The sequence below is a fragment of the Amycolatopsis sp. MtRt-6 genome (assembly GCF_017308975.1).
GTDB lineage: Bacteria > Actinomycetota > Actinomycetes > Mycobacteriales > Pseudonocardiaceae > Amycolatopsis.
Map to the genome: position 1 here is coordinate 1 of NZ_JADWPD010000011.1, position 20529 is coordinate 20529.

Below are 20529 nucleotides of genomic sequence, written 5' to 3' on the forward strand. Positions count from 1 at the left end.
CGACAGTCTGTCAGGAATCTCGACGAACGGTCGGAATCGTTATGCGAACGAACAGAACCACCCTGGCCAGGCCAGCAGCTCTACCAGGGCCAACGCACACAGCAGCAACTGGCGAGACTTCCCACACAGCCGTCCGCTGGAGGCGCGTGATGGACGTCCGCCGCGTCGCCTGGTGGCGAGCTGACGAAGGCCAGGTCTCGGCGTTCGTCGTCGTGTTGGTGCTCGGGCTCATGGCCTTGGCCGGCCTCGGACTCGACGGTGGCCTCGCGCTCGCGGCGAAGGTCCGAGCCACCGGCCAGGCCGAGTCCGCGGCACGCGCCGGCGCGCAAGCGATCGATCTCGCCGCCTACCGGGCCACCGGCACGTTGCGGCTGGTGCCCGCGCAAGCCGACGGTCTCGCGCGCCGGTACCTCGCCGGAATCGGCGCCACCGGCACGGTGACAGCCACAGCCGACACGGTGACCGTCACCGTCACGACCCACCAGCGCACCCAGCTGCTGTCGCTCATCGGCATCCCGTCGATCGGCGCCCACGGCAGCGGCGCAGCTCACCCTCAGCGCGGAGTCACCGAGCTGGAGCCCTGAACACCGGAGGTGAAGAACGATGATCATGATCGACGAGATCGAACGGCGCGTCGAGAAGGCCGACGCGGAGAAGAGCGCGAGGAGGACAGCGGCAGCCCGCGAGGTCGGTGAGCTCGCCCGTCGTCGAGCTGCGCTGGCCGAGGAGCTGGCGGAGGTCGAGCGCAAGCTCGGCACCGTGCTCGTCGCGGCGGCGGACGTCATCGGCATCGACGAGCTGACCGAGTTCACCGACGTCCCGGCCGCCGACCTCACGAGGTGGTTCACCGCCGGCAAACCCCGCGCCCGGCGAGGTCGACCGCCCGGCAGCCGCCGGCCGAAGCCGGAGACTCAGCCTGGGGCCGTGCCGGCACCTGCACCGCCGGAACCGCGACCGGGGCCGTCGACGGCCGGTATCCAGCCGTCGGTTGTTCACGGCCAGCGAAGCTGAGCCAGGGACGCTGTTGTGCCTGCAAAACGGCAAGCCGGAACCGGGTCGCGGCGAGTTCGTCGTGCGCTCGTGCGTGGCGCTCGGCGGGTGCTGCAGGCCGGCGTGGCGCTCGCGCTGCTGTCCGGGTTGTGTGCCGGGCTGCCGTGGGCGCTGGTGCGGTTCATCGGCTGGCCCCTCCCGGATCACCTGCCCACCATGGCCGAGCTCGGCGATGTGCTGACAGCTCGGCTGTCGGCAAGTCTGCTGCTGGACGTGCTCGCGTGCGGCGCGTGGCTGTTGTGGGGCGCGTTCGTCATCGAGCTGGCCAGGTGCGGATGCGACCTCGCCCGCACCGTCGGCCGGCCGGGTGCAGCCTGGCGCGGCGGCCCACTCCGCCGGGCCGCGGCGGTGCTCATCACCACCGTGGTCGTGTCGTTCGTCGGCCGCACTGCCCTCGCCGCCTCCGGTGGAGGCGGCGCGGTCCAGACCGGTGTGAGCTCGTCGGTGACCGCGCCATTGGCTGTTGACGGTCGATCGGAGGACGTCGAGCTGGTGCGTCCGCCCCGTGCCGGTGTCCACGATTCGCTGTACCGGATCGCGCAGCGCTGCCTCGGTGAGGGCAACCGGTGGCCGGAGCTTTGGCGCCTGAACGCCGGGAGCATCCAGCCCGGCGGTCGCACGCTGACCTCGCCCGGCCTGATCCATCCGGGCGATCGGATCCGCCTTCCGCCGACGCCCACGCCTGCCGCCTCCACACCACCGCAGCGGCAGCCGCCACCAGCGAAGCCCACGGCTACCGCTCCGCCGAGCCCGTCGCCACCTCCCACCGTTGCTCCGAACCCCGGCTCGTCGTGGGAGCCCGGCGTGTACGTCGGCCTCGGGCTGGCGGGGGCGATCAGCGCAATGCTGCTGGTCGCCCGACGACGTCACCGCACCACCTACCGGCCCGGCAGCGGCCGGCGCGACGACAACCTGCCCGTCGCCCCGGTCGTCTACCAGCTGCACCTGGCACACCAGCACGCCCAGACCGGACCCGGCGAGGCCGATGCCGCCGAGCCCGAGACGATGCTCGAACTGGGCAAGGCCGCCGATGAAGCCGCCGCCGACCTGGCGCTGGACCTCGCGGGGACGCACGGCCTCGGGCTCATCGGCCCCGGCAGCCACGCCGCCGCCCGCGCGCTGCTGCTCACGGCCATGACCGCCACCGGCCACCCGCAGATCGTCGCGCCGGCCGCGGATCTGCGTGGCTTGCTCGGCGTCCCGAACCGCGGCGCCGACCTGCCCGAGTGTGTCCACCTCGTCGACGACCTCCCCGCCGCACTCGCACACCTCGACAGCCAGACGCCGCGGATCTTGCTGGCGACTGCGCCGGCAAGCGAACACGATCGCACCCGACTGCAACACACCCTCGCCGGAGGCGGCGCGAGCACAACCGTGCTACTGCTCGGCCAATGGCATTCCGGCGTCACGGCCTACGTGGACACCACTGGCACCATCACCGCGACTTCACCCGGTCCGGGTGATGCGCTGCGTGGCCGGCGAGTCTTCTCCCTTCCCGAATCCGCGACCCGCGAGCTGTTCGCCCTCTTCGACGCCGCACACGGCGCCCGGGACGACCACCCCGAGCCTGCTGCCGAGTCCAGCCACGGGTTGGAGATCGCAGGTCCACCGGACCAAGCCGAAGCAGTACCGGAGCCGGTCTCGACGAATACCACCGAAGCTCCGCATGACGTCGCCGCGCCGCTGGTGCTGGCGGTGTTCGGTCAGCCGAGGTTGTCGTGGCGACCTGACCTCACGCGCCCGGATCAGGCGGTCGAAGTCACCGGCAGCCTGTCGCGACGGCTGTGGGAGCTGCTGATCTACCTTGCCCTGCATCCGGAGGGAGTTCCGCGGGCCGCGATCATCGACAGCCTGTGGGCCAACCGCCCTGCGCAGGACCCGGCCGCCGTGCTGCGCACCGTCCTGTCCCGCCTCCGCAGCACCGTCCACAAAGCCACCTCGCCCGACGTCGGCGACCTCGTGGTCGTGCAGCACGGCCGGTATTGCCTCGAGCCCGCGGTCGTCGAGGTCGACTACTGGACGTTCGCCGGCGCGCTCGCCCGACGCCGCAGCACGACCGACGACCAGCACCGCGCCGCGGCCAATGCCGCGATCGTCGCGAGCTACGGCGGCGAGCTGGCCGCCGGCATCGAAGCCGACTGGCTCGCCGCGCTGCGGGAAGGCGTCCGCCGCGACGCTCTCGACGCCGTCGCCGCTCTGGCCCGCGCACGAGTCCGGAGCGATCCCGAGTCCACGCTGGAGCTGCTGGAATCGGCGCGCGACTTCGACCCGCACAACGAGTTGCTCTACCGCGACATCATGCGACTCGAACACAACCTCGGTCGGCACGACGCGATAGTCCGGACGCTACGGCTGCTGGAAGCACGTCTCGCCGAGATCGACGAAACACCGACGGCTGCGACAATCGAGCTCGCCGAACGACTACGGGAACCGCAATCCCCAAGGCTCGAACCGGCCTGGGTGCGCCATAAAGTACCTCTACGATGAAATAGCTGGTCAGTGGCGACGGATGTTAGTGTCGACGCACTGATAGTCGTCGCGCAGAAAAGCATCCCGTGTTCCCGTTCAGAGTCGCCATTCGCTGTGGCATCGTCAAGATTCAGCAACGTGTCGCATGGACGGACGCCGCACCCCTGCGATTGTCCGAGCGGCCCGCTCGTTGGAGCCGATCGTCCAGGAGTGCTGCTCCCGGGGTGCTCGCCGGCCATCGGGGGTGCCACTGCGCGCGCCGATCGCCCCGGCGTTCCGTAGACCGTCTAAGGCGGATCCTCCGTCTACGCGCATACATGCAGGTCATGGCCTGCGTGCGGGGATCCACTGGTATCCCAGACTCGCTTGGCGGCAAGCAGGTAAGCACATCAGGCCTGCCCCGTCGGTCCCGCAGCTGTGAACATGTTCCCGTCGCCCGGCTCTCATGGTCATCTCACCTCGTGCCGGCAGTCATCCGCCCATTTCTATTTGGTTCAAATAAGTGCCTGTCGATTTACGTTGTTGGACTGTTGTCGGCAGCTCGGCGTTCGCGACCTGCGCAAACGGTTTCGGCAAAATACTTCAAACGATTTTGGCTGGACGATGGAATTCGTCACCCGAATGGGGGTGTGGAAAGGTATTGTGCGGCTGATCTTGTCGAGTTACTTTTGTTGTGTCGCCCGGGAATCCGGAAATCACATTCAAGGGACCGCAGCGAATCGTTCTGATTCGCCGTACCGCCCGCGTCGCGCACTGGAAAGGAATACCTGCGATGACCACGCCCACCCCGCCCGTCACGGCAGCTGCCGCCGGGCCGACCACCCCGGCGGGTGGGACGGCGACCCGGCTCCGCAATGGCGAACTCCGCGCGATGGTCGCCAAAGTCCTCGCTGACGCCCCCGCAACCACTCACACCCCCGGCAGCATCGCGCTCACCCTGAACCGCTCATCCGGCGCGGTCGGCAACGCCTGCAAAGCGCTGGCCGACAGGGGAGAAGCCGAACTCGCCACCACCGCGCCACTGGGCTACCGGGCCACCGCGACGACAACGGCCGCCGCCGCGCCCGCCATCACCCCCGCCCCGCCATGCACACCCCGCCGCAAGCCACCCGCGACGGCACCCGCCGCAACGCCGCCCACGCCCGCCCCGTCCGGTACGGGCATCACCACCAGCCGACCGGTGCGCAAGGTCACCGGTCCGGTGAAACGTCCGAACGGGATGGACTACCACCCCAGGCTGCTGTCCGGCATGCCGGACGTGACCGCGCTGGCGCGGTTGCGCGACGCCGGGGTCGCCGCGCTCCTGTACGGTCCGCCCGGTACCGGGAAAACCTCGGTTGTGGAGGCGGCGTTCAACGACTGCCTCACCGTGCAGGGCGACGGCGACACCGTGGTCGCGGACCTCGTGGGCGACTACACCAAGACCCCTGACGGCGACTTCGTGTTCGTCCACGGCCCGCTGGTCCGCGCGATGCGCGAAGGCGTGCCGCTGTTCATCGACGACGCGACCCTGATCCCGCCGACCGTGCTCGCCGTGGTCTACCCCGCGATGGACGGACGCCGCGAAATCATCGTCAAGGCCAACGGCGGCGAAGTCGTCAAGGCCGAACCGGGGTTCTACGTCATCGCCGGGCACAACCCCGGCGTGCACGGGGCCATCCTCACCGACGCGCTGTCCTCCCGGTTCTCCGTGCACATCCAGGTCTCCAGCGACTACGCCCTCGCCGAACAGCTCGGGGTCGACAAGAAGGCCGTGCGGGTGGCACGCAACCTCGCGACCCGGCAGGAAAAAGGCGAGATCGGGTGGGCGCCCCAGTTGCGGGAGCTGCTGGCGTTCAAGAAGCTCGCCGACGCGTGGGACCTCGACGCCGCCGCCGGAAACCTGGTCGGGATCGCGCCGGAAGAGGACCGCGCCACCGTCGCCGCCGTGGTGCGCGACGTCTTCGGCAAGGCCGTCGCCCCGCTCGCCCTCGGTGCCCGCATCGCCACCAAGCCCTGAACCGCCTCCGTGAACCGTCGCGAAAGGACCCGTGTCATGAGTGCCCACTTCACCACCGACCCGGCCGCCACCGGCGCCGCCGTGTTCCCCGCCCGTCCGGAATGGCTGACCCTGTCCGCCGCGTTCGCCGACGAGGTACCTGTGATCGCCGACCGCGACGACCTCGTGGTCAGTGTCGCCCCCGGGGCAGGCGGCGGTGCCCCCGCTTGCTTTTACCCGCACCGCGCGCTGATCGAGGTCGACGGTGACCACCTCCGTGTAGACCCCGCCACTGTGGACCCGGCGAACCTGTCCGACCGGGCCCGCTACGCCCCGGCATGGGGCGCCCTCACCCACGAGTGCGGACACGCCAAACACACCGCGTGGGAGCCGCCGGACGGCGCCCCGCCCGCCGTGATCGCCGCCGCCATGCTGCTGGAAGAGCCACGGATGGAAGCGGCGCACATCCGCCGCCGCCCGGACGACCGGCACTGGCTCCGGGCGTGCGTACAGGGCATCGTCGCCACCGACCTGCACCTGTTCGCCGACCCCACGACCGCCCCGAAGATGACCCCCGCCGACGCCGCACACACCGCCGCGCTCCTGCTGGGCCGGGCCGACGGCGGAGTGCTCACCCACGCCGAGGTCTACCCAGTCGCCCGGGTCGTCGAAGGCGTGCTCGGTGCGGAGGTCCTCGGCAAGCTGCGGGCGGTGTGGCGGCAAGCGCTGCGGACCGCCGACGACGCGGGCGAGCAGATGCTCGACCTCGGGCGGCGGTGGTGCGAGATCCTCGGCACCGACCCTGACTCGACCTCGCCGGCCTCGGCCGGGACCTCGGATCCGTCGGCTGGCTCGCCCGGTCCCGGAGCACCCGCCACCCCGTCACCGCTGGCAGATGCGATCGCCGCCGTGCTGGGCAGCGTGGCGGCGAACGTCGCGAGTGAGAAGCCACCTCAGGACCCGGCCGCCGTCGCGGCCGCCGCGGAGGAACGCGAAGCTGCCGCCGAACGGGAAGCGGGGAAGATGGCGCGGCGCGTGTTCGGCACCGGCGGCCCCCGCAGCGGCGACACCCGAACGATGGCCACCCGGCCGCCCACGCCCGAGGAGTGCACAGCCGCGCGGGTGCTCGCGAGGGCGCTGGACACCGCCGGAATGCGGGAACGGGTGGCCGTCCGCGCCACCTCGGAGGTACCGCCGGGACGTCTGCGGATGCGCGGGGTGCGTGCCGCCGAGGCTCAACTCGCTGCCGGTGCCGTGGTGACCGCCGAGCCGTTCACCCGCACCCTCCGCAAACCGGTCACCGTGCCGCCGCTGCGCGTCGGGATCGCGTGCGACGTGTCCGGCTCGATGGGGTGGGCGCGCGCTCACGTGGCCTCGGCGGCCTGGATCCTGGCCAACGCCGCCCGCCACACCCGGGTGCCCGCCGACACGGCGAGTGTCATCTTCGGCCGCAACGTGCGCCCGCTGACCCACCCGGGCAAGCCGCCCACCGAGGTCACCGAGTTCCGCGCCAACGACAACTACGAGGACATTCCCCGCGCGCTCGACGCCCTCGACGGCGCGCTCGGCCTGTCCCGTCCCGGCGCGGCCCGGCTGGTGGTCATCGTGTCCGACGGCAAATACCGCTCGGACCCCCGCCGCGACGGGCAGAAGAAGCTCGACCGCCTCCGCGCGTCCGGGTGCGCAGTCCTGTGGCTGACCACCAGCGCCAACGACACCCCACTCGACGGGGCGACCGTCCACGTGCTGACCGACCCCACCACAGCCGCCCGCGCCATCGGGCATGCCGCGACCGCCGCGCTTCGCGCCGCCGCCCGCCGCCGGTGACCCGAGACGTTCCCAGCACGTGCGGAACCCGACTACCACCAGAAACAGCAACGGAAAGGCGAACCGCCATGACTACCCGCGACGAACGAATCATGAGGGCAGCACTCGACCTGACATCCGAACTGGACGGATCGTGGGGCCTGGTGACCTACCTGCGCAACTCCGGCTACATGACGAGTCTCTACGGCTGCACGATGCTTCTGGGCCCAGCAGGCGAAGCCCTTCGCATCGATCCGGTCAAGCACCTCCGGCCGTGGGCTTACACCATCCACCCCGTCCTGCCATATGACGAAGACGAACTCGCAACCGGCTGGTCCGAGCCCGGCTCGAACGTCCACCGTCGTCTGGTCTACCCGCCGGGCTGGTTCTTCCCGAAGGAACATCTACCGCGGCCCGTGCTCGTGGAGACTCGCACGCCGATCAAGGAGGTCGCCGACCGCCTCAAGGAGGAAGTGCTGCCATCATATCAATACTGGGCGGGGCGTATCCGAGAGCGCAACGCTCGACGCCACGAACGACTCGCGCAAGAACGCGCAGCAGCGCTCGACCTGGCACAGGTTTTCGGCGGCCCTGTGCGCCTCGAACCCGGACCGCCGAGCGTCACCTCGTGCCAACTCGACGACGGGCAATCGCGCATCCAGCTGAACACTCGTTCGCCGTACGTGCAGATGTCGTTCTTCGTCCCTCGTGATCACGCTGCCGTGATCACGACAGAGTTGGCCCGCCTGTTGGGTTTCGTCTTGACGTGACGACCTGAATGACAGCTACCACCCCACCCGGGTAGTCGAGTTCGCCGGACGCACGCTCCGAGCACGCGTCGAGCGCGACTACTACATCAACCAGAGCTTCGCGGTTGCCGAGCTACTCAGCGACCAGATGAACGTGGACGAGCTTCGCCGCTGACGCTCTCAGCAACTGGTGGCACGGCATTCCGCGACCGAGTGCTGACGTCCGCGCTGCCACCGCTCTTCGGCGCAATGACCGAGCATCTCCTCGGCAGGGCCGCCGAAATCCTCGCCGCCCCGCCGACCACGCACACCATTTCACCTCATGTCGACGGTGCGATCAGTTGCGTTGCTGGTCATGACTACGGTTTCGACGGCGAAAGCGCATCGACCCCGACGCCATCGCTTGGGCGTACCGCCATGGCGGCGCGCTGCACATACTCGAACACCCTGACGGCAGCGTGACCTTCAGCAAGGCACACCGAGGTGACTGCCCGTTCGTTGCCACCGTTGGCGCGCAGGTCTGCGACGACGGCTGCCTCTTTCCTCATCCGGTCGATGCGAACCAGCAGGCGGTCCAATGTCAACGGGGCCGGATCACCATGATGGTGATCCGGCCCCGTCTGGTTGGCGCTGGACGGTCAGCTGGACGTGAAGCGCTTCGGTGCCTCGCACGTTTTCGTTGCCAGCCCGTTTTGGGCAAGCTTCTCCAGGGCGTTGTTCACCGCGCCGCTGGATCGGACCAACTCGGTGCCGATCTTGGCGGGGCCGAACTCTTCGCCGGGATGCGCCTGCAGGAATTCCCTCACCAGCTCGTAAAGCGCGCCCTTCGGCAGCCGTTCCTTCTTCGGCGCGTCGGCCGCGGCATCTTCGGCAGGGGTGTCCTTGCCCTGCTCTGCTGCGGTGGGCACGTCTTCGCCGTCGGCAATGGCGTCGTTCTGTTCGCCGCACATCGTCCACGTGACGGGGACCGACTGGTCTTTCCCGTCCGTCCGGATCACGAGCCCTTCGGCGGCCCAGCGGGAGAGGATCTTCGTAGCTGTGGAGCGCCCGACTCCGGCCGCGCTGGCCAGTTTCGCGGCGGTCGTGCCGGGATGTTCTTTTAGGGCGCGGCGAACCTTCGTTTCTGCGGTTTCGGGTTTGGTGTCGGTCGGCTGGGTGTTCTGGGTTTCGGGCATGACGTGCTCCATTTCGGCAGAAGCGGTGGGAGGTCATGCCCCGGCCGGGGCGTTCGCCCGCCGGTGCGCATCCGGTGGTTCGGGCTACACGTCTATGGACGCTCCGTGCGCCGCTCCATGTCAAGCGTTCGTCCAAACAAGACACATGTATCGCCCAGAAGTGCCTGTGCTGAAGGCTCAACGAAGCCCGGTAGGTCGGGTCGCGCCGATGTAGTCGTCGCCGGGATACCGGTAGGCCTCGACCTGTACAGGCTTCCCGAAGTCGGGTGCGTCGATCATGTTGCCGCCGCCGATGTACAGGCCGACGTGGTGGACGCGCCCGGCGGTCGCGTAGAAGACGAGGTCCCCAGGTAGCAGCGGGGTCCCGGCGGGGACACGCGGACCGGCGGCGTACTGCTCGCGTGAAGTACGCGGGAGCGCAACGCCGGCGGCGTTGTAGGCGGCCCGGGTCAACCCGCTGCAGTCGAATCCCGCGTCGCCGCTTTCGGGGCCGTTGCCGCCCCAGACGTAGGGCAGGCCGCGTTGCCCGCACGCGTAGTTGATGGCGGTGAGCGCGGCTGGCGTCGGCGCGGTGATGTCCGAGCAGCCACCGCCGGAGCTCTCGCAACTCACGCCGGCAACCGCGGCGACGATCGCCTCCGCAGTCTGCTCGTGACGGCCGTAGGCATCGGGCGTGCCGGAGCGCTGGACGGCTTGGGCGGCGTCGTTGAGGCTCATCTGCTGCCAGCCGGGCACCGCTTGGAGGTGCCGGTAGAACTGCGTCGCGGCGTAGGTCGGGTTCATGATCTGCTCAGGCGTGCCCCAGCCTTGGGAGGGGCGCTGCTGGAAGAGGCCGAGGCTGTCGCGGTCGCCGTGGTCGAGGTTGCGGAGCGTCGACTCCTGGATGGCGACCGCGATCGCGATGACCCACCCGGGCGCGGGCACCTGCAACTGCTCGCCGACCGCGGTGATGATCCTCGCGTTCGCGAGCTGGTCCGGCTCGTAGCCGGGAACCTCGGCGACTTCGGTCTCGCCGGTTGTGCAGCTCATACCGCCGACGCCGGCGAGCGATGTGACGACGGCTTGTGGCACGGCGCCGAGCAAGAACGGAACCATCGCGAGAACCGCAGCGACGCCGATGGCGATCTTCGATCCCATAGGGCGTGAACACCTCCCTCGGGTGGTCAGAGGCGGGTACTGGCCTTGGGCGGTGTGGGCGGAGGCGGCGGCGGCCGGTACGCCGTGGCCTGGCCGGCCGCACCGTCCGCGGCTTCGTCGAGGTCGGAGGCGGCGGGCGGCGGTATGTGCGGCCAGGCGTTGGTCAGCTCGCCGAGTTCGTACCGCGGTGACCTCGGCTTCGCCTGGCTCGTCCCAAGCGGGAGCCAGACCTCGTCGGCGGGGCTCGGGCACGCGGCAGCCGGGTTGAGGAAGTCGGCGGCCGCGGTGGCGACGGGCACGTCCGCGGGCCGTTCGAGGTCGGCTTGCAGGCGGGTGAGCGCGGCGCGGGCGCCGGCTTCACGGCGGCTGGTGGGCAGCCAGAAGAGCACCGGAGTGGCGATGCCGGTGGAGTCGGCGAGCCGGGCGTAGGCGAGCAGCTTCCGAGCGACCTTGGGCAGCGACTCGCCGCCGGTGTCGTACTCGAGGAAGAACTCCAGCTCGCCGGCGGCGCCGCGCCAGCGACCGTAGGCGTCCGGGATGACGAGGTCGCCGAAGTGGCGGGCGCAGCGGCTTTCCGACCACCAGGCCGTGACCGCGCGACCACCTCGGATGCGGCTGCTGGCGATGAGGGAGGTGAAGAAGCCGCCGACGCCGACGGTGTGGGCGAGGCGCTGATTGTGGGCGATGGCCATGGCACGGTCGTGGCGGTAGCCGAGGTCTTTGACGTCGAGGCCGTGTTCGGCGGCCAGCACGGCGGCGCCGGCAGGGCCGAGCACGTAATGCATGGGCGCCGAGCCGAGCTGGCGGAAAGGCTGGAAGCGGCTGACCGCGCGCCACAGGTACAGCTCGCGCAGCCGTTGGCGGGTGGACCGGCCGGAGGGAAACGCGGCGTCCTGGATCTGAGCGGAGGTGAGGACGCGGTGCTCGTAGAGCAGGGCCAGCAGCCACTTGTCCCGCGGGGTGAGCCGCGCGGCGAGCGCGGCTTGGTGTTCCACCGACCTCGCGGCGGACCGGCCGGGAAGGTGCTGGCGGAGCTGGTGCTGCCGGGTAGTCGTGGTGATCAACGTGAACCTCCGAGCTGGGCCCGACGGGGATCGGTCTTGCGGCCGTGTGGCGCTGGGCCCGTGCTGTCGGACTTCGAACGGTTCGAGGGAGCTGTGCCGCCAGTGGGAGGAGTTGACTGCTTGCGGGTGACTGCGCGGATTTCCTTGGCGCGTCCGGGGACAGCGGGGCGCATCGGGGTGGTGGTCATGGTGAACGGCTCGGCTTCGGCGCCGTGGGCGACGAGCCGGGCGGCGACGTGGTAGGCGCCGAGGTGGGCGAGGTCGTGTTCGGACAGCCGCGGTGCGGTGGCGGGCGAGTTCGCGGGCGTCCTCGGGGGAGGCGTTGAAGAAGATCTTCGAGCGGGCGTTGGTCGAGATGCCTTCCTTGAGCTCGCGTGGCAGCTGACCGAGGTGCTGATGCGCGAGCGTCATGGCCAGCCGGAAGCCGCGGGCTTCGGCGAGCATGTCCTCGATCGGGTAGGGCAGGTTGAGGAAGTTGTGGCACTCGTCGATGACCAGGGAGGCGTCGGGGCGTTCGCGTTGTGGGACGCGAGCGCGGCCGGTGGTGGCCTGCCAGGTGCGGGCGACGACCAGCGAGCCGACGAGCCGCGTCGTCTCGTCCCCGAGCGAGCCCTTGGGGATCCGGACCAGGCAGACGCCGCCCTGGTCGAGGACCTGGTTCATGTCGACCGTGGACCGGCCGCCGGCGATGGCGTCTTTGACGAACGGGCGCAGCAGGAAGGCGCGGAGCTTGTTCATCAGCGGCGAGATGACTTGGCTGCGGCTGGATTCGGTGAGGTCGTCGTACCACTCCCAGAACCCGGCCAGGACCGGGTCGGTCAGCCCGGCGGTGATCCGGGTCCGGAAGGCTTCGCTGGTCAGGAGCTTGGGGAGGTCGGCGAGGGTGGGCACGCCGTCTTGGGCGCGGAGGGTGAGGCAGGCGGCGCGCATGAGGTCGTCGGTGCGCGGTCCCCAGAACGCGGAGTAGACGCGGCGGAAGACGGAGACGAGGTTGTCGACCTCGCGGTCGGTCTCGCCACCTTCGAGCGGGTTGAGGCAGGGCGGGCGTTGCCGGGAGTCGGCGTCGAAGAGCACGACCCGGTCCGCGGCGTCCTGGGGGAGTCGGGAGAGGACGTCGGTGACGAGGTCGCCCTTGGGGTCGATGAGCACGACGCCGCGGCCGGCGTCGGCGTCGGCGAGGATCAGGTTGCCGAGCAGCGTCGACTTCCCGGACCCGGTGGCGCCGAGCACGTGCAGGTGGTGGCGGGCGTCCGGGACGCGCAGCCCGATGGGGCGGGCGTGGCCGGTGTCGGCGACGCCGAGCGGTTTGACCTCGGGGCCGGGGACAGCGATGCCCGGTGGTGGGGCGACGGCTTTCGCGCCGGCGCGCTCGATGCCGGGGATCTCGGCGTCGACGGGCAGGTGCGCGATCGCGGCGAGCTCGGGGACGGAGAGCAGGTCGCCGCGGTTGAGGCGCCGAGACGTGAGAGCCCGGGTGGGGTGGTGGAGGCGGGTGCGGGTGTAGTGGTTGTGCTCGGTGTAGGCGGCGAAGCTGGCGGCCAGGGCGTGGGCGCGGCCGCGCGCGGTGTCCCGAGCCTGCCGGACTTGAGTTTCGGTGGCGTCGGCTGGGAGATGGGTGGTGACGGCGTAGCGGACGAGGGTCTCGTACTGGGAGCCGCGCTGCTTGCCGACGATGGCCCGGTTCTGCGCGGAGTACTCCAGCGACAACTGCGGGTCCTGGCTGATCCGGCGGGCATCGCGCGTCCGTCCGGGACGACTCGCCGACGCGCCTGGCGTGACGAGGTCGAGCAGTCGACCGCCGAGCCGCCCGGAAGCGCCGGCGTGCACCCGCCGGGCAGCACGCCGAGCCCGGCTCACCCGGCGGCCGGTCACCGGCCGGGCAAGGACCTGCACGGTGGCGTACTCGCCGCGGCCGAGACCGACCGGCGCGCCCAGCAGTCCACGGATCGGGTCGGCGTCGAACCCGGTCCGGATCGGCAGCGCCTCGGACCGAGCGAGCTGCAGCTGCCCGCCCACCGTGACGACCCGCCGGTCCTTTGGTTCGGGCAGCGGCGGGTCGGCGGGGACCGCGCGGGTGTGGGTGCCCGGCCACGCGGCTTCGATCGCACGCTCGACCAGGCCGGGCGGGATGACGCCGGGGACCCATAGCCGCAGGGTGACGCCGTGTTCGGAGAACCGGTACTCCCAGGCGAGGTGTGGCTGGCCGGTGAGCCATCGCCGCCAGCTCGGCCGCAACAGGCCGACGAGGTTGGACCACAGCAGGACCCCGCCGGCGGGATCGACGGTGGGCGGCGCGAGCACGGAGACGCACCGCGCGTCGGCGAGCAGCGCGGCGTGGCACCTGCCTCGCCACCAACGCCGGCCGACGGCCTGGCCCACCGTGACGACGGCCAACGCCGGGAGGACGATCGGGCTCCAGCGCACCGCCACGTCGAGGACTTCGGCGATCAGCTGGTGCACCGCGCTCCACGGATCGGTCAGGTAGCCGCCGACCCATCCCTCGCGCCAGCTCATGATTCGACCTCCGCGTCGGCCGGGCCGAGGTCGACGACGTCGTCCGGGGCGCTGTCGCCGAAGTCTTGAGCGATCGCGGCGAGCTCGGCCGGGTCGGTGGTGACGAGGACGTTTTCCGTCGGTGAGGCGAGGGCTTGGAAGGCGACCCATTCGGTGCCGGAGCCGAGCAGGCCTTGGCCGCGGCCGGCGGTGAGCAGGAACTGGCGCTGGCCTTCGGACAGGTTGAAGGTGGCCGCGATCCGGTCGATCGCCTGCGGGGACTGGCGCAGCAGCACGCTGGTGGCTGCGTTGGCGACGATCGCCCGGCCGAGCTCGCTGCTCAGAACGTCGTCGATGTCCTGGGTGGCGACCGTGAGTCCGGCCCAGTGTTTCCGGAAGGTTTTGGACATTCGGTAGAGGAACTTCGCGCCGTCGGGGGACTGCATGAGCAGCCACGCCTCGTCGACGACCACCAGCCGCCGGCGCCGATCGGCCGGGTTGGACACCCTTCGCCAGATCGCGTCGAGGGTCAGCAGCGTGCCGATCGCCTTGAGCTCATCGGGAAGGTCTCGCAGGGAGAACACAACCAGGTGGCCGTCCGGCGCGGTGGTTGTCGGGCCGGAGAAGAGGTCGGCGAAGGCGCCGTCGACGAACGGGTGCAGCCGGGCGGCCAGGTCCCCGGCGACCTCGTCGCCAGCCGCGAGGACATCGCGCAGGTCCCGCACCAAGGGCGCTGGCCGGGTCCAGGTGCGCGGGTCGGTGGTGATGCCGGCGTTGGTGTAGGTCGTGGTGAGTGCAGTGTCGAGGGCGGCGCGTTCGCCGGCGGTCAGCTCGGTGCCGAGGCATACCGCGAGCACGGTGTGCAGGAACAGCGCACGGCGGGTCAGCGCGTCGTGCGGCGCGGTCCGGCGTCCGGTCGCAGTGGTGTGGATGGGTAGGTCGAAGGGGTTGAGCCGGACGCCGCCGGCGCCGAGGTGGACGTAGGCGCCGCCGACCTGGGCGGCGAGGCGGGCGTATTCGTCTTCGGGATCGATGATGAACGCCTGGATGTCCCGATACAGGCTGCGCAGCGTCTCGAGCTTGACCAGATAGGACTTGCCCGAGCCGGACCGGCCGAGGACGACGGCGTTGTGATTGTCGCAGGCGAACCGGTCCCAATGCACCAGCCCTTGGGAGCCGACGTTGTAGCCGTAAAGCACACCACTCGGCGAGGTCGACGTCGGATCCACGGCGGGCAAGTCGGGAGATGTGAAAGGAAACGCGGCGGACGCGGCGGCAGTGTCGAACGTCCTTTTCAGACCCAACGAGTCCAGCCCCAGCGGCAATGTGGTGACCCAGCCCTGCAGCGACCGGCACGTCGCCGGTTTGGCGTCCAGCAACAGCGACGCGCACAACGACCGCAGCGCCGACACCTCCTCGGCCAGCGTCTCCTCGTCCGGTGCGTGGATGGTGAGATAGAGGCCGAACTTGAACAGCCGACCTTCACCACGGGCGATCCGCCGGGACAGATCGGCCGCGTCCTCGGCGGCCGCGTCGAGATCGGGGTCGGCGAGCTGGTCGTGCCGGGCGTGGTGGCGCCGCGAGGACTCCAGCCGGGCCCGCTGCTTCTTCAGCCCGCTGGCCGCGGTGACCGGGTCGACCGGCTGGACGTGCACAGAGACGTCGAGCCTCGCGGGGTAGGTCAGCAGCGGCGCGAGCCAGCCCGGGTAGACCTCCTGGGGGTAGCCGGTGACGCCGAAGGAGGCGACCCATTCGTTGCCGACTTCGAGGTGGCGGCTCCCGATCGACAGCGCGTCAGGGGTGAACGCCTCGGCCGTCGAGCTGCGGTGCTGAGTCCTGGCCATCGCGGTCACCGGCCTTCGAGCTCGTCGTCGTAAAGGTCGGTGCCCGGGACGGCGGTGACGATGTCGCCGGCGCCCGCGAGCGTCGCGGAGGGTGGGAGGAAGGTGTCGGGGTTGCAGGCGGCGGCCAGCACGCCGGTCGCCGTCGCGGCGTCCAGCGCGGTGACAGCGATCCCGGCCGCGGTGAGCAACTCGACTGCCTCGGTGAGACGCCGGACGAGCCTCTGCTCAGCGGCCTGACGCGCCGCGGTGTCGATCACGTTGGCTGCCGAGCTGCGCCGGAAGCGCCCCAGCGCCGAGGTCACGGCCGGGTGGGTGGGTTCGCGCAGTACGAGCAGGACCTGGCGGCGCAGCAGATCGGCGTGCTCGGAGAGCTGGGCGAGGTAATCGGCGTGGTCGTGGGCCGCGGCTTCGAGTGCGGGGTGGGGGAGCCCGCCGGCGCGAGCGCGGAGCTCGGCGATCTGCGGGGCGAGGTCGAGCCGTTCGGCCCGGACCAGGAACTGCACGGGCGCGGTGAGCGAGTGCAGGTAGCGGGCGAACGAGCTGACGAGGGCTTCCTGTTCGGCGGGGGTGCGCAGGGAGAAGTTGACCGTGGAGCAGGCGGCGATCACTGCGAGCCCGTCCGGCCCCAGGTCCACGACGCCGGCGGCCGTCCCGCCGTCGACGCCGCGTGCGGGGAGCTCCAGCGGCGTTGGCGCCACGTCATCGCGCGAGCGGCCGTCGGCGAGCCATTCCGGAGCCGGCTGGATGCCCTCGGGAGCTGACACCTGGTGGCGCGGGGTGAACCGTTGCCGGATCGCGGCTACGAGAAGGCGGTCGAGGGAGATTCCGTCGCGGCGGCCGAGCGCGACCACCGTGACCGCAAGCGCGATCGGTGCCGCGAAGACCAGAAACAGCGGGAGCGGGATGAGGCTGTGGGTGGCGTTGTAGAAGGTGTAGAGCAGCAGGCCGGTGACGCCGAGGATTGCCAGCTGCCGGGCGGTCAGCGGACCGAGCACGCGGTCGGGCCGGTCGACGTCGGCGGGAATACGGACGGGATGGGACATGATCTCGGCGACCTCACTTCGACTTCGGGCGGCGGCGCCGCGGCGGCAGGCTCAGCGGCAACGGCAACTGGATGTCGGCGGGTTTTCGCGTGGTCGCTGGCGAGGGTGGCGGTGTGTATTTCGGCTGGCGGCGCAGTCCGAGCGGGAGCGGGTACTGCCCGGACGCGAGTGGTCGGTTGCCGCTGAAGGCGTCGGGCGCGGGGCGTCGTCGCGCGCGGGCCGCGCGGTTGATCTGCCCGGACGGGGTGATCAGGCCCGGTCGGGTCTGCGGCGTCCGGTTGGTCCGGCTCGGGTCGCCGAGGTCGTCGGCGAGGGTGCGCCGCGCTGGTCGCGCAGTTTGCGGCGGCAGGTGGATCGGCAGCATTCCCGCGCTCGGCGGGATCAGCGCGTTCGGCAGTTTCGCGGGTGGGCGGGCGTTGCGGTTGATCCGCCCGTCAGGCATGAGCAGACCCGGCTGCCGCGGCGGCCGAACAGCGGGTGCTCGGTTCGCGAGGTCGTCAGCGAGGGTGCGCCGCGGAACGCGGTCGGGATCGCGCCGCACGGTCATCGGCAAACCCAGCTGGTCGGCCGGCAGCGCGTTCGGTAGATCCTTCCGCGGTAGTGCGCGCGGATTGGCCCGCAGAGCCGGTTTGCCGTCGCGGGTGTGGGAGGTGAACAGGGACAGCTGGCCTGCGACCGGCGTCCCGTCGGGCGCACCGGTCCGTGGTGGTTCGTCCCAGCGGCGGCGCGAGTTCCGCAACGGGCTGGTGGTGCGTCGCAGCCGCATGGGCAGCATGAACTGGCCCGATCGCGTCGCCGGCGGATCAGGTGGTGCGGTGGGCCTGCTGTCGCGCGGGCGTCCGCCCGCGCGAGCGCCGGCGGCGCCGGCGAGCAAGCCCATGGTCTTGTAGGCGATCACGCCGCGCGCGATCCGCCCGAGCAGCGAAGGACGGCCAGAGCGCAGGGGAGCGAGGAACCAGAACGGGATCTTGATCAGCACGTACATCAGCGCGATGCACAGCAGGAGGTTCATCAGCGACGAGAGCGACGGCCCGAAGATGGTGAACCCGCCCGGTGCGAAGAACACCCGCACGGTGACCACGAGCGTCAACGACTGCCCGACCTGGATCGCCAGCACGCCGCCGGAGCCTTTCCACCAGAGGTAGGCGATGCCTTCGGTGTGGGGGAGGGCGTGGAACATCAACGCGATCGGCGCGGCGGCGACCAGCAGGATCGTCACCATCACCCGCACGACGAAGACCACCAGCAGGACCAGCAGCATCGCCACCAAGACGAGCCCGAGGATCCCGAGGAAGATGCCGCCGCCGTGCAGGGAGCCCTGCACCATCGTGATCAAGCTGCGCGTCATCTGCGCCTGATCGACACCCTCGCCGAGCACCGCGGCCGACAACGCGTTGGCAACCTGGACGGCCTTGGTCATCAGGAACAGCGACAGCGTCCCGGCGAGAAACCCGATCACCAGCCGCGGGGCAAGTTCTTTGACGGTGTAGCGGGCCTGCAGCGTCTGGTAGCCCATGATGATCAGCCCGGCAAGGAGCACGAGGATCACGTAGGCGGTGAGCAGGATGTGCCACGAGCCGGTCCACACGGCGCCGAGGCCGGGCAGCTGATCCGGTTCGGGCGTGGTGAGCAGCGTCTTGCCGAGCAGGTCCAGCAGTGGGTTCATCCCGGCGGCGACGATCGCGGCGAGTAGCGCGCTCGCGGCGACGACCATGCAGCCGGTGAGGTCGGTCAGTCCGCATTCCGCGGCGTCGGTGGCACCGTCCGGCCCCTGAGCCATAGGAGGTGTGCTCGGCGCGAGCGTGGACGGTTGCGGGATGCAGTTCGGACCCTGGCATGGCGAGCTGGTGGCCGGCGCGCAGCCGGGATCCAACGAGCCGGGGAAGCACGACGGCGGAGTAGGCAGCGCGGTGATCGGCGGCAGGGGAGTCGCCGGAATCGACGGGACCGAACTCGCGCTCGGAAGGTGGCAGGCTGGTTCCGCGGAACCCGGCTCGCACCCGGGGTTGGGTGGCAAGGGCAGCGGTGGTTGTGCCGGAGCGAGCTGATCTGCGCCGATGTGGCGTGGGCCGGCGTCGGCGCCGGCGCCGGACGCGATGCCGCCGAGCGCAACCATGAGCAACGCAGCCGAGGCGACGAGCCAGAACGAGCGGCGGCGACCTGACCGGACTCCGTTCCTCTGTGCGACCATGCGGCGTGAGGCGCGGGCGGGCATCGGCTACACCCCGCCGACGATCGTCTTGAGGATTTCGACGACCAGCGGCGCGAGGGCGGCGAGACCGAATCCGATGCCGGCGGCCTTGAACGCGCCTTTGGCCTTTTCGATCTCGCCGGGGTCGCCGGAGGCGAGGAGGTAGCGGAGCCCGCCGATGGTCAGGAAGACGAGCGCGACGCCGGCGAGGATGCCCATGATCCACGAGCGGATGTTCGACAGGACCTGATCGACGGACTGGGCGAGCGCGACATATTGCACGGTCTCCGCATGCGCGGCGGAACCGCCGAGCAGCAGCGCGGCGATGGCCAGCGTGCCGCCGAGCACGACGACCGGGTGACGACGCGATCGTGCTGGAGAGGTCGGAGGTTTCGGCACGGATCCGGGCTGGAGGCAGCTCGTCGTGCGGGCGGGAATTCGAGCCGTCGCGTGGTGGTCGCGGTGGTTCGGTGGCTGGCGGGTGGGTGTGCGGTGACCGGGGTGGTGGGTGATCAGTCGCATGAGGACGCCTCCTGAACGGCGCCCGGTTCCGACGTGGACCGGGATGGGCGAGGGCGGGCGGGCACTCGCGTCCCGCGGTCACCAACTCCGGATTTCGGCGGCCGGGGAGACACCGGTCGCCGCGTCTTCTCGGGCTTGCCGGCGACGTTGCGGCGCGTCGTCCGGCGCGTTGCCAGGTCGCTCTCGCTCAGGGCGTGCAGGTATTCGGCGAGCTTGCGTTCGGCGCGGTGGCGGGCTTGCTGCGTCGCCTTGTATGTCTGGCCGCGGGCCTGTGCCGCCTCGGCGAGTGACAGCTCGCCGAACCTGGTGTCGCCGATCAGCGCGGCTTCGGCGGTGGTCAGGACACCGGCGTCGACGGCGGCGAGCAGAACGAAATCAGGGTGTCCACCGGTGCGCTCCGGCCCGGGCGCGCGAGCGCCGAGGTCGGCGACCGGGGCCGCGGCGTCGAGCGCCTCGCGCAGGGCGCGGTGGCCGGCGCGGTAGGCGGCCCAGCGCAGCCGGACGAGGATGGCGGGCCGGGTGAGGTCGACGTCGAGGAGTGCTTCGAGGAAGCCGGTCAGCACGGCGGCGTGGATGTCGTGGACCTCGCCGCGGAACCGGTTGGTCAGCTTGGCCGCGACCGGCAGCAGCACCGGTAGCGCGAGCCCGACGCAGGCGACCGTCCACGTGCCGCCCTCGGCACGTGATCGCGTCACGAGTGCCGTCCACACTGCGTCCCGGGTCTGCTGTGGACATCCTTTCGTGACGGTCAGCCGGCCGACTTCGTCCAGCGGCACCAGCCGCGGCGGTAGCCCGGAGATTCGGCGGCCGTCGAGGGCGACAGGGTGCGGTCCGGTGACCAGCCAGGCGAGGGCGGTGCGGGCGGTATCGAACACGCCGGGCTCGCCGCGTGGACGCGTCGTCGGACAGGTTGCGGGGTGTTTCGGTGACGAGGGCTGATCCATGGCGGCACTCCTGAGCAAGCGGAAAGTGACGTCGCCAGGAAGCCCGCCAGGGCGCCTCAAAACC

Annotated in this window: 15 protein-coding genes and 1 pseudogene; 7 read left to right on the forward strand and 9 right to left on the reverse strand. The window is 70.8% G+C overall.

Features of this window, described 5'->3' with window-relative positions; all coding sequences use genetic code 11:
* The first annotated feature begins 149 nt into the window (after window positions 1-149).
* The 7 genes from I4Q55_RS19765 (at window position 150) to I4Q55_RS49240 (ending at window position 8514) form a co-directional block, all read left to right on the forward strand.
* A complete protein-coding gene (locus I4Q55_RS19765) occupies window positions 150-584 on the forward strand; it encodes a pilus assembly protein TadG-related protein (protein ID WP_206789612.1) in 435 nt (144 codons plus the stop codon).
* A gap of 19 nt (window positions 585-603) precedes the next feature.
* Window positions 604-1011, forward strand: a complete 408-nt coding sequence (locus I4Q55_RS19770) for a hypothetical protein (protein WP_206789613.1) — start codon at window positions 604-606, stop codon at window positions 1009-1011.
* 87 nt (window positions 1012-1098) lie between these two features.
* Window positions 1099-3537: a BTAD domain-containing putative transcriptional regulator gene (locus tag I4Q55_RS19775; protein WP_307793256.1), complete on the forward strand. Its 2439-nt coding sequence runs from the start codon at window positions 1099-1101 to the stop codon at window positions 3535-3537.
* Between the two features lie 754 nt (window positions 3538-4291).
* Complete coding sequence (locus tag I4Q55_RS19780) at window positions 4292-5518, forward strand: AAA family ATPase (protein ID WP_206789615.1); 1227 nt, start codon at window positions 4292-4294, stop codon at window positions 5516-5518.
* Window positions 5519-5554: 36 nt separating this feature from the next.
* Window positions 5555-7324, forward strand: coding sequence for a vWA domain-containing protein (locus I4Q55_RS19785; protein WP_206789616.1), 1770 nt, complete (start codon window positions 5555-5557; stop codon window positions 7322-7324).
* A 68-nt stretch (window positions 7325-7392) separates the two neighbouring features.
* The gene (locus tag I4Q55_RS19790; protein ID WP_206789617.1) at window positions 7393-8073 is read left to right on the forward strand and encodes a hypothetical protein; all 681 of its coding nucleotides are present in this window, start codon (window positions 7393-7395) and stop codon (window positions 8071-8073) included.
* Between the two features lie 228 nt (window positions 8074-8301).
* On the forward strand, window positions 8302-8514 hold the full coding sequence (locus tag I4Q55_RS49240; RefSeq protein WP_242546355.1) for a hypothetical protein: 213 nt from the start codon (window positions 8302-8304) through the stop codon (window positions 8512-8514).
* Between the two features lie 176 nt (window positions 8515-8690).
* Here the strand turns inward: I4Q55_RS49240 and I4Q55_RS19800 are convergent, their stop codons facing one another.
* The 9 genes and pseudogenes from I4Q55_RS19800 to I4Q55_RS19840 all read right to left on the reverse strand — a co-directional run bounded on the left by I4Q55_RS19800 (window position 8691) and on the right by I4Q55_RS19840 (window position 20396).
* Window positions 8691-9227: a hypothetical protein gene (locus tag I4Q55_RS19800; RefSeq protein WP_206789618.1), complete on the reverse strand. Its 537-nt coding sequence runs from the start codon at window positions 9225-9227 to the stop codon at window positions 8691-8693.
* A gap of 177 nt (window positions 9228-9404) precedes the next feature.
* Window positions 9405-10364 (reverse strand): C40 family peptidase, encoded by a 960-nt coding sequence (locus I4Q55_RS19805; RefSeq protein ID WP_206789620.1) that lies wholly within the window; start codon window positions 10362-10364, stop codon window positions 9405-9407.
* Window positions 10365-10390: 26 nt separating this feature from the next.
* Window positions 10391-11428: a replication-relaxation family protein gene (locus tag I4Q55_RS19810; RefSeq protein ID WP_206789621.1), complete on the reverse strand. Its 1038-nt coding sequence runs from the start codon at window positions 11426-11428 to the stop codon at window positions 10391-10393.
* Window positions 11425-13942, reverse strand: a pseudogene (locus I4Q55_RS19815) (type IV secretory system conjugative DNA transfer family protein). The gene I4Q55_RS19810 and the pseudogene I4Q55_RS19815 overlap by 4 nt, the downstream one beginning before the upstream one ends.
* Complete coding sequence (locus tag I4Q55_RS19820; RefSeq protein WP_206789623.1) at window positions 13939-15765, reverse strand: VirB4 family type IV secretion system protein; 1827 nt, start codon at window positions 15763-15765, stop codon at window positions 13939-13941. The pseudogene I4Q55_RS19815 and the gene I4Q55_RS19820 overlap by 4 nt, the downstream one beginning before the upstream one ends.
* Window positions 15766-15770: 5 nt before the next feature.
* Window positions 15771-16808 (reverse strand): PrgI family protein, encoded by a 1038-nt coding sequence (locus tag I4Q55_RS19825; protein WP_206789624.1) that lies wholly within the window; start codon window positions 16806-16808, stop codon window positions 15771-15773.
* 13 nt (window positions 16809-16821) lie between these two features.
* Window positions 16822-18588: a hypothetical protein gene (locus I4Q55_RS19830; protein ID WP_206789626.1), complete on the reverse strand. Its 1767-nt coding sequence runs from the start codon at window positions 18586-18588 to the stop codon at window positions 16822-16824.
* A gap of 438 nt (window positions 18589-19026) precedes the next feature.
* Window positions 19027-19347, reverse strand: coding sequence for a pilin (locus I4Q55_RS19835; protein WP_206789628.1), 321 nt, complete (start codon window positions 19345-19347; stop codon window positions 19027-19029).
* A gap of 164 nt (window positions 19348-19511) precedes the next feature.
* Complete coding sequence (locus I4Q55_RS19840) at window positions 19512-20396, reverse strand: sigma-70 family RNA polymerase sigma factor (protein WP_206789630.1); 885 nt, start codon at window positions 20394-20396, stop codon at window positions 19512-19514.
* Between the last annotated feature and the right edge of the window lie 133 nt (window positions 20397-20529).

Coding starts and splice junctions, on each gene's coding strand:
- I4Q55_RS19765 (WP_206789612.1), top strand. CDS start 150: ATGGACGTCCGCCGCGTCGCCTGGTGGCGAGCTGACGAAGGCCAGGTC.
- I4Q55_RS19770 (WP_206789613.1), top strand. CDS start 604: ATGATCATGATCGACGAGATCGAACGGCGCGTCGAGAAGGCCGACGCG.
- I4Q55_RS19780 (WP_206789615.1), top strand. CDS start 4,292: ATGACCACGCCCACCCCGCCCGTCACGGCAGCTGCCGCCGGGCCGACC.
- I4Q55_RS19785 (WP_206789616.1), top strand. CDS start 5,555: ATGAGTGCCCACTTCACCACCGACCCGGCCGCCACCGGCGCCGCCGTG.
- I4Q55_RS19790 (WP_206789617.1), top strand. CDS start 7,393: ATGACTACCCGCGACGAACGAATCATGAGGGCAGCACTCGACCTGACA.
- I4Q55_RS49240 (WP_242546355.1), top strand. CDS start 8,302: ATGACCGAGCATCTCCTCGGCAGGGCCGCCGAAATCCTCGCCGCCCCG.
- I4Q55_RS19800 (WP_206789618.1), bottom strand. CDS start 9,227: ATGCCCGAAACCCAGAACACCCAGCCGACCGACACCAAACCCGAAACC.
- I4Q55_RS19805 (WP_206789620.1), bottom strand. CDS start 10,364: ATGGGATCGAAGATCGCCATCGGCGTCGCTGCGGTTCTCGCGATGGTT.
- I4Q55_RS19820 (WP_206789623.1), bottom strand. CDS start 15,765: ATGGCCAGGACTCAGCACCGCAGCTCGACGGCCGAGGCGTTCACCCCT.
- I4Q55_RS19825 (WP_206789624.1), bottom strand. CDS start 16,808: ATGTCCCATCCCGTCCGTATTCCCGCCGACGTCGACCGGCCCGACCGC.
- I4Q55_RS19830 (WP_206789626.1), bottom strand. CDS start 18,588: ATGGCTCAGGGGCCGGACGGTGCCACCGACGCCGCGGAATGCGGACTG.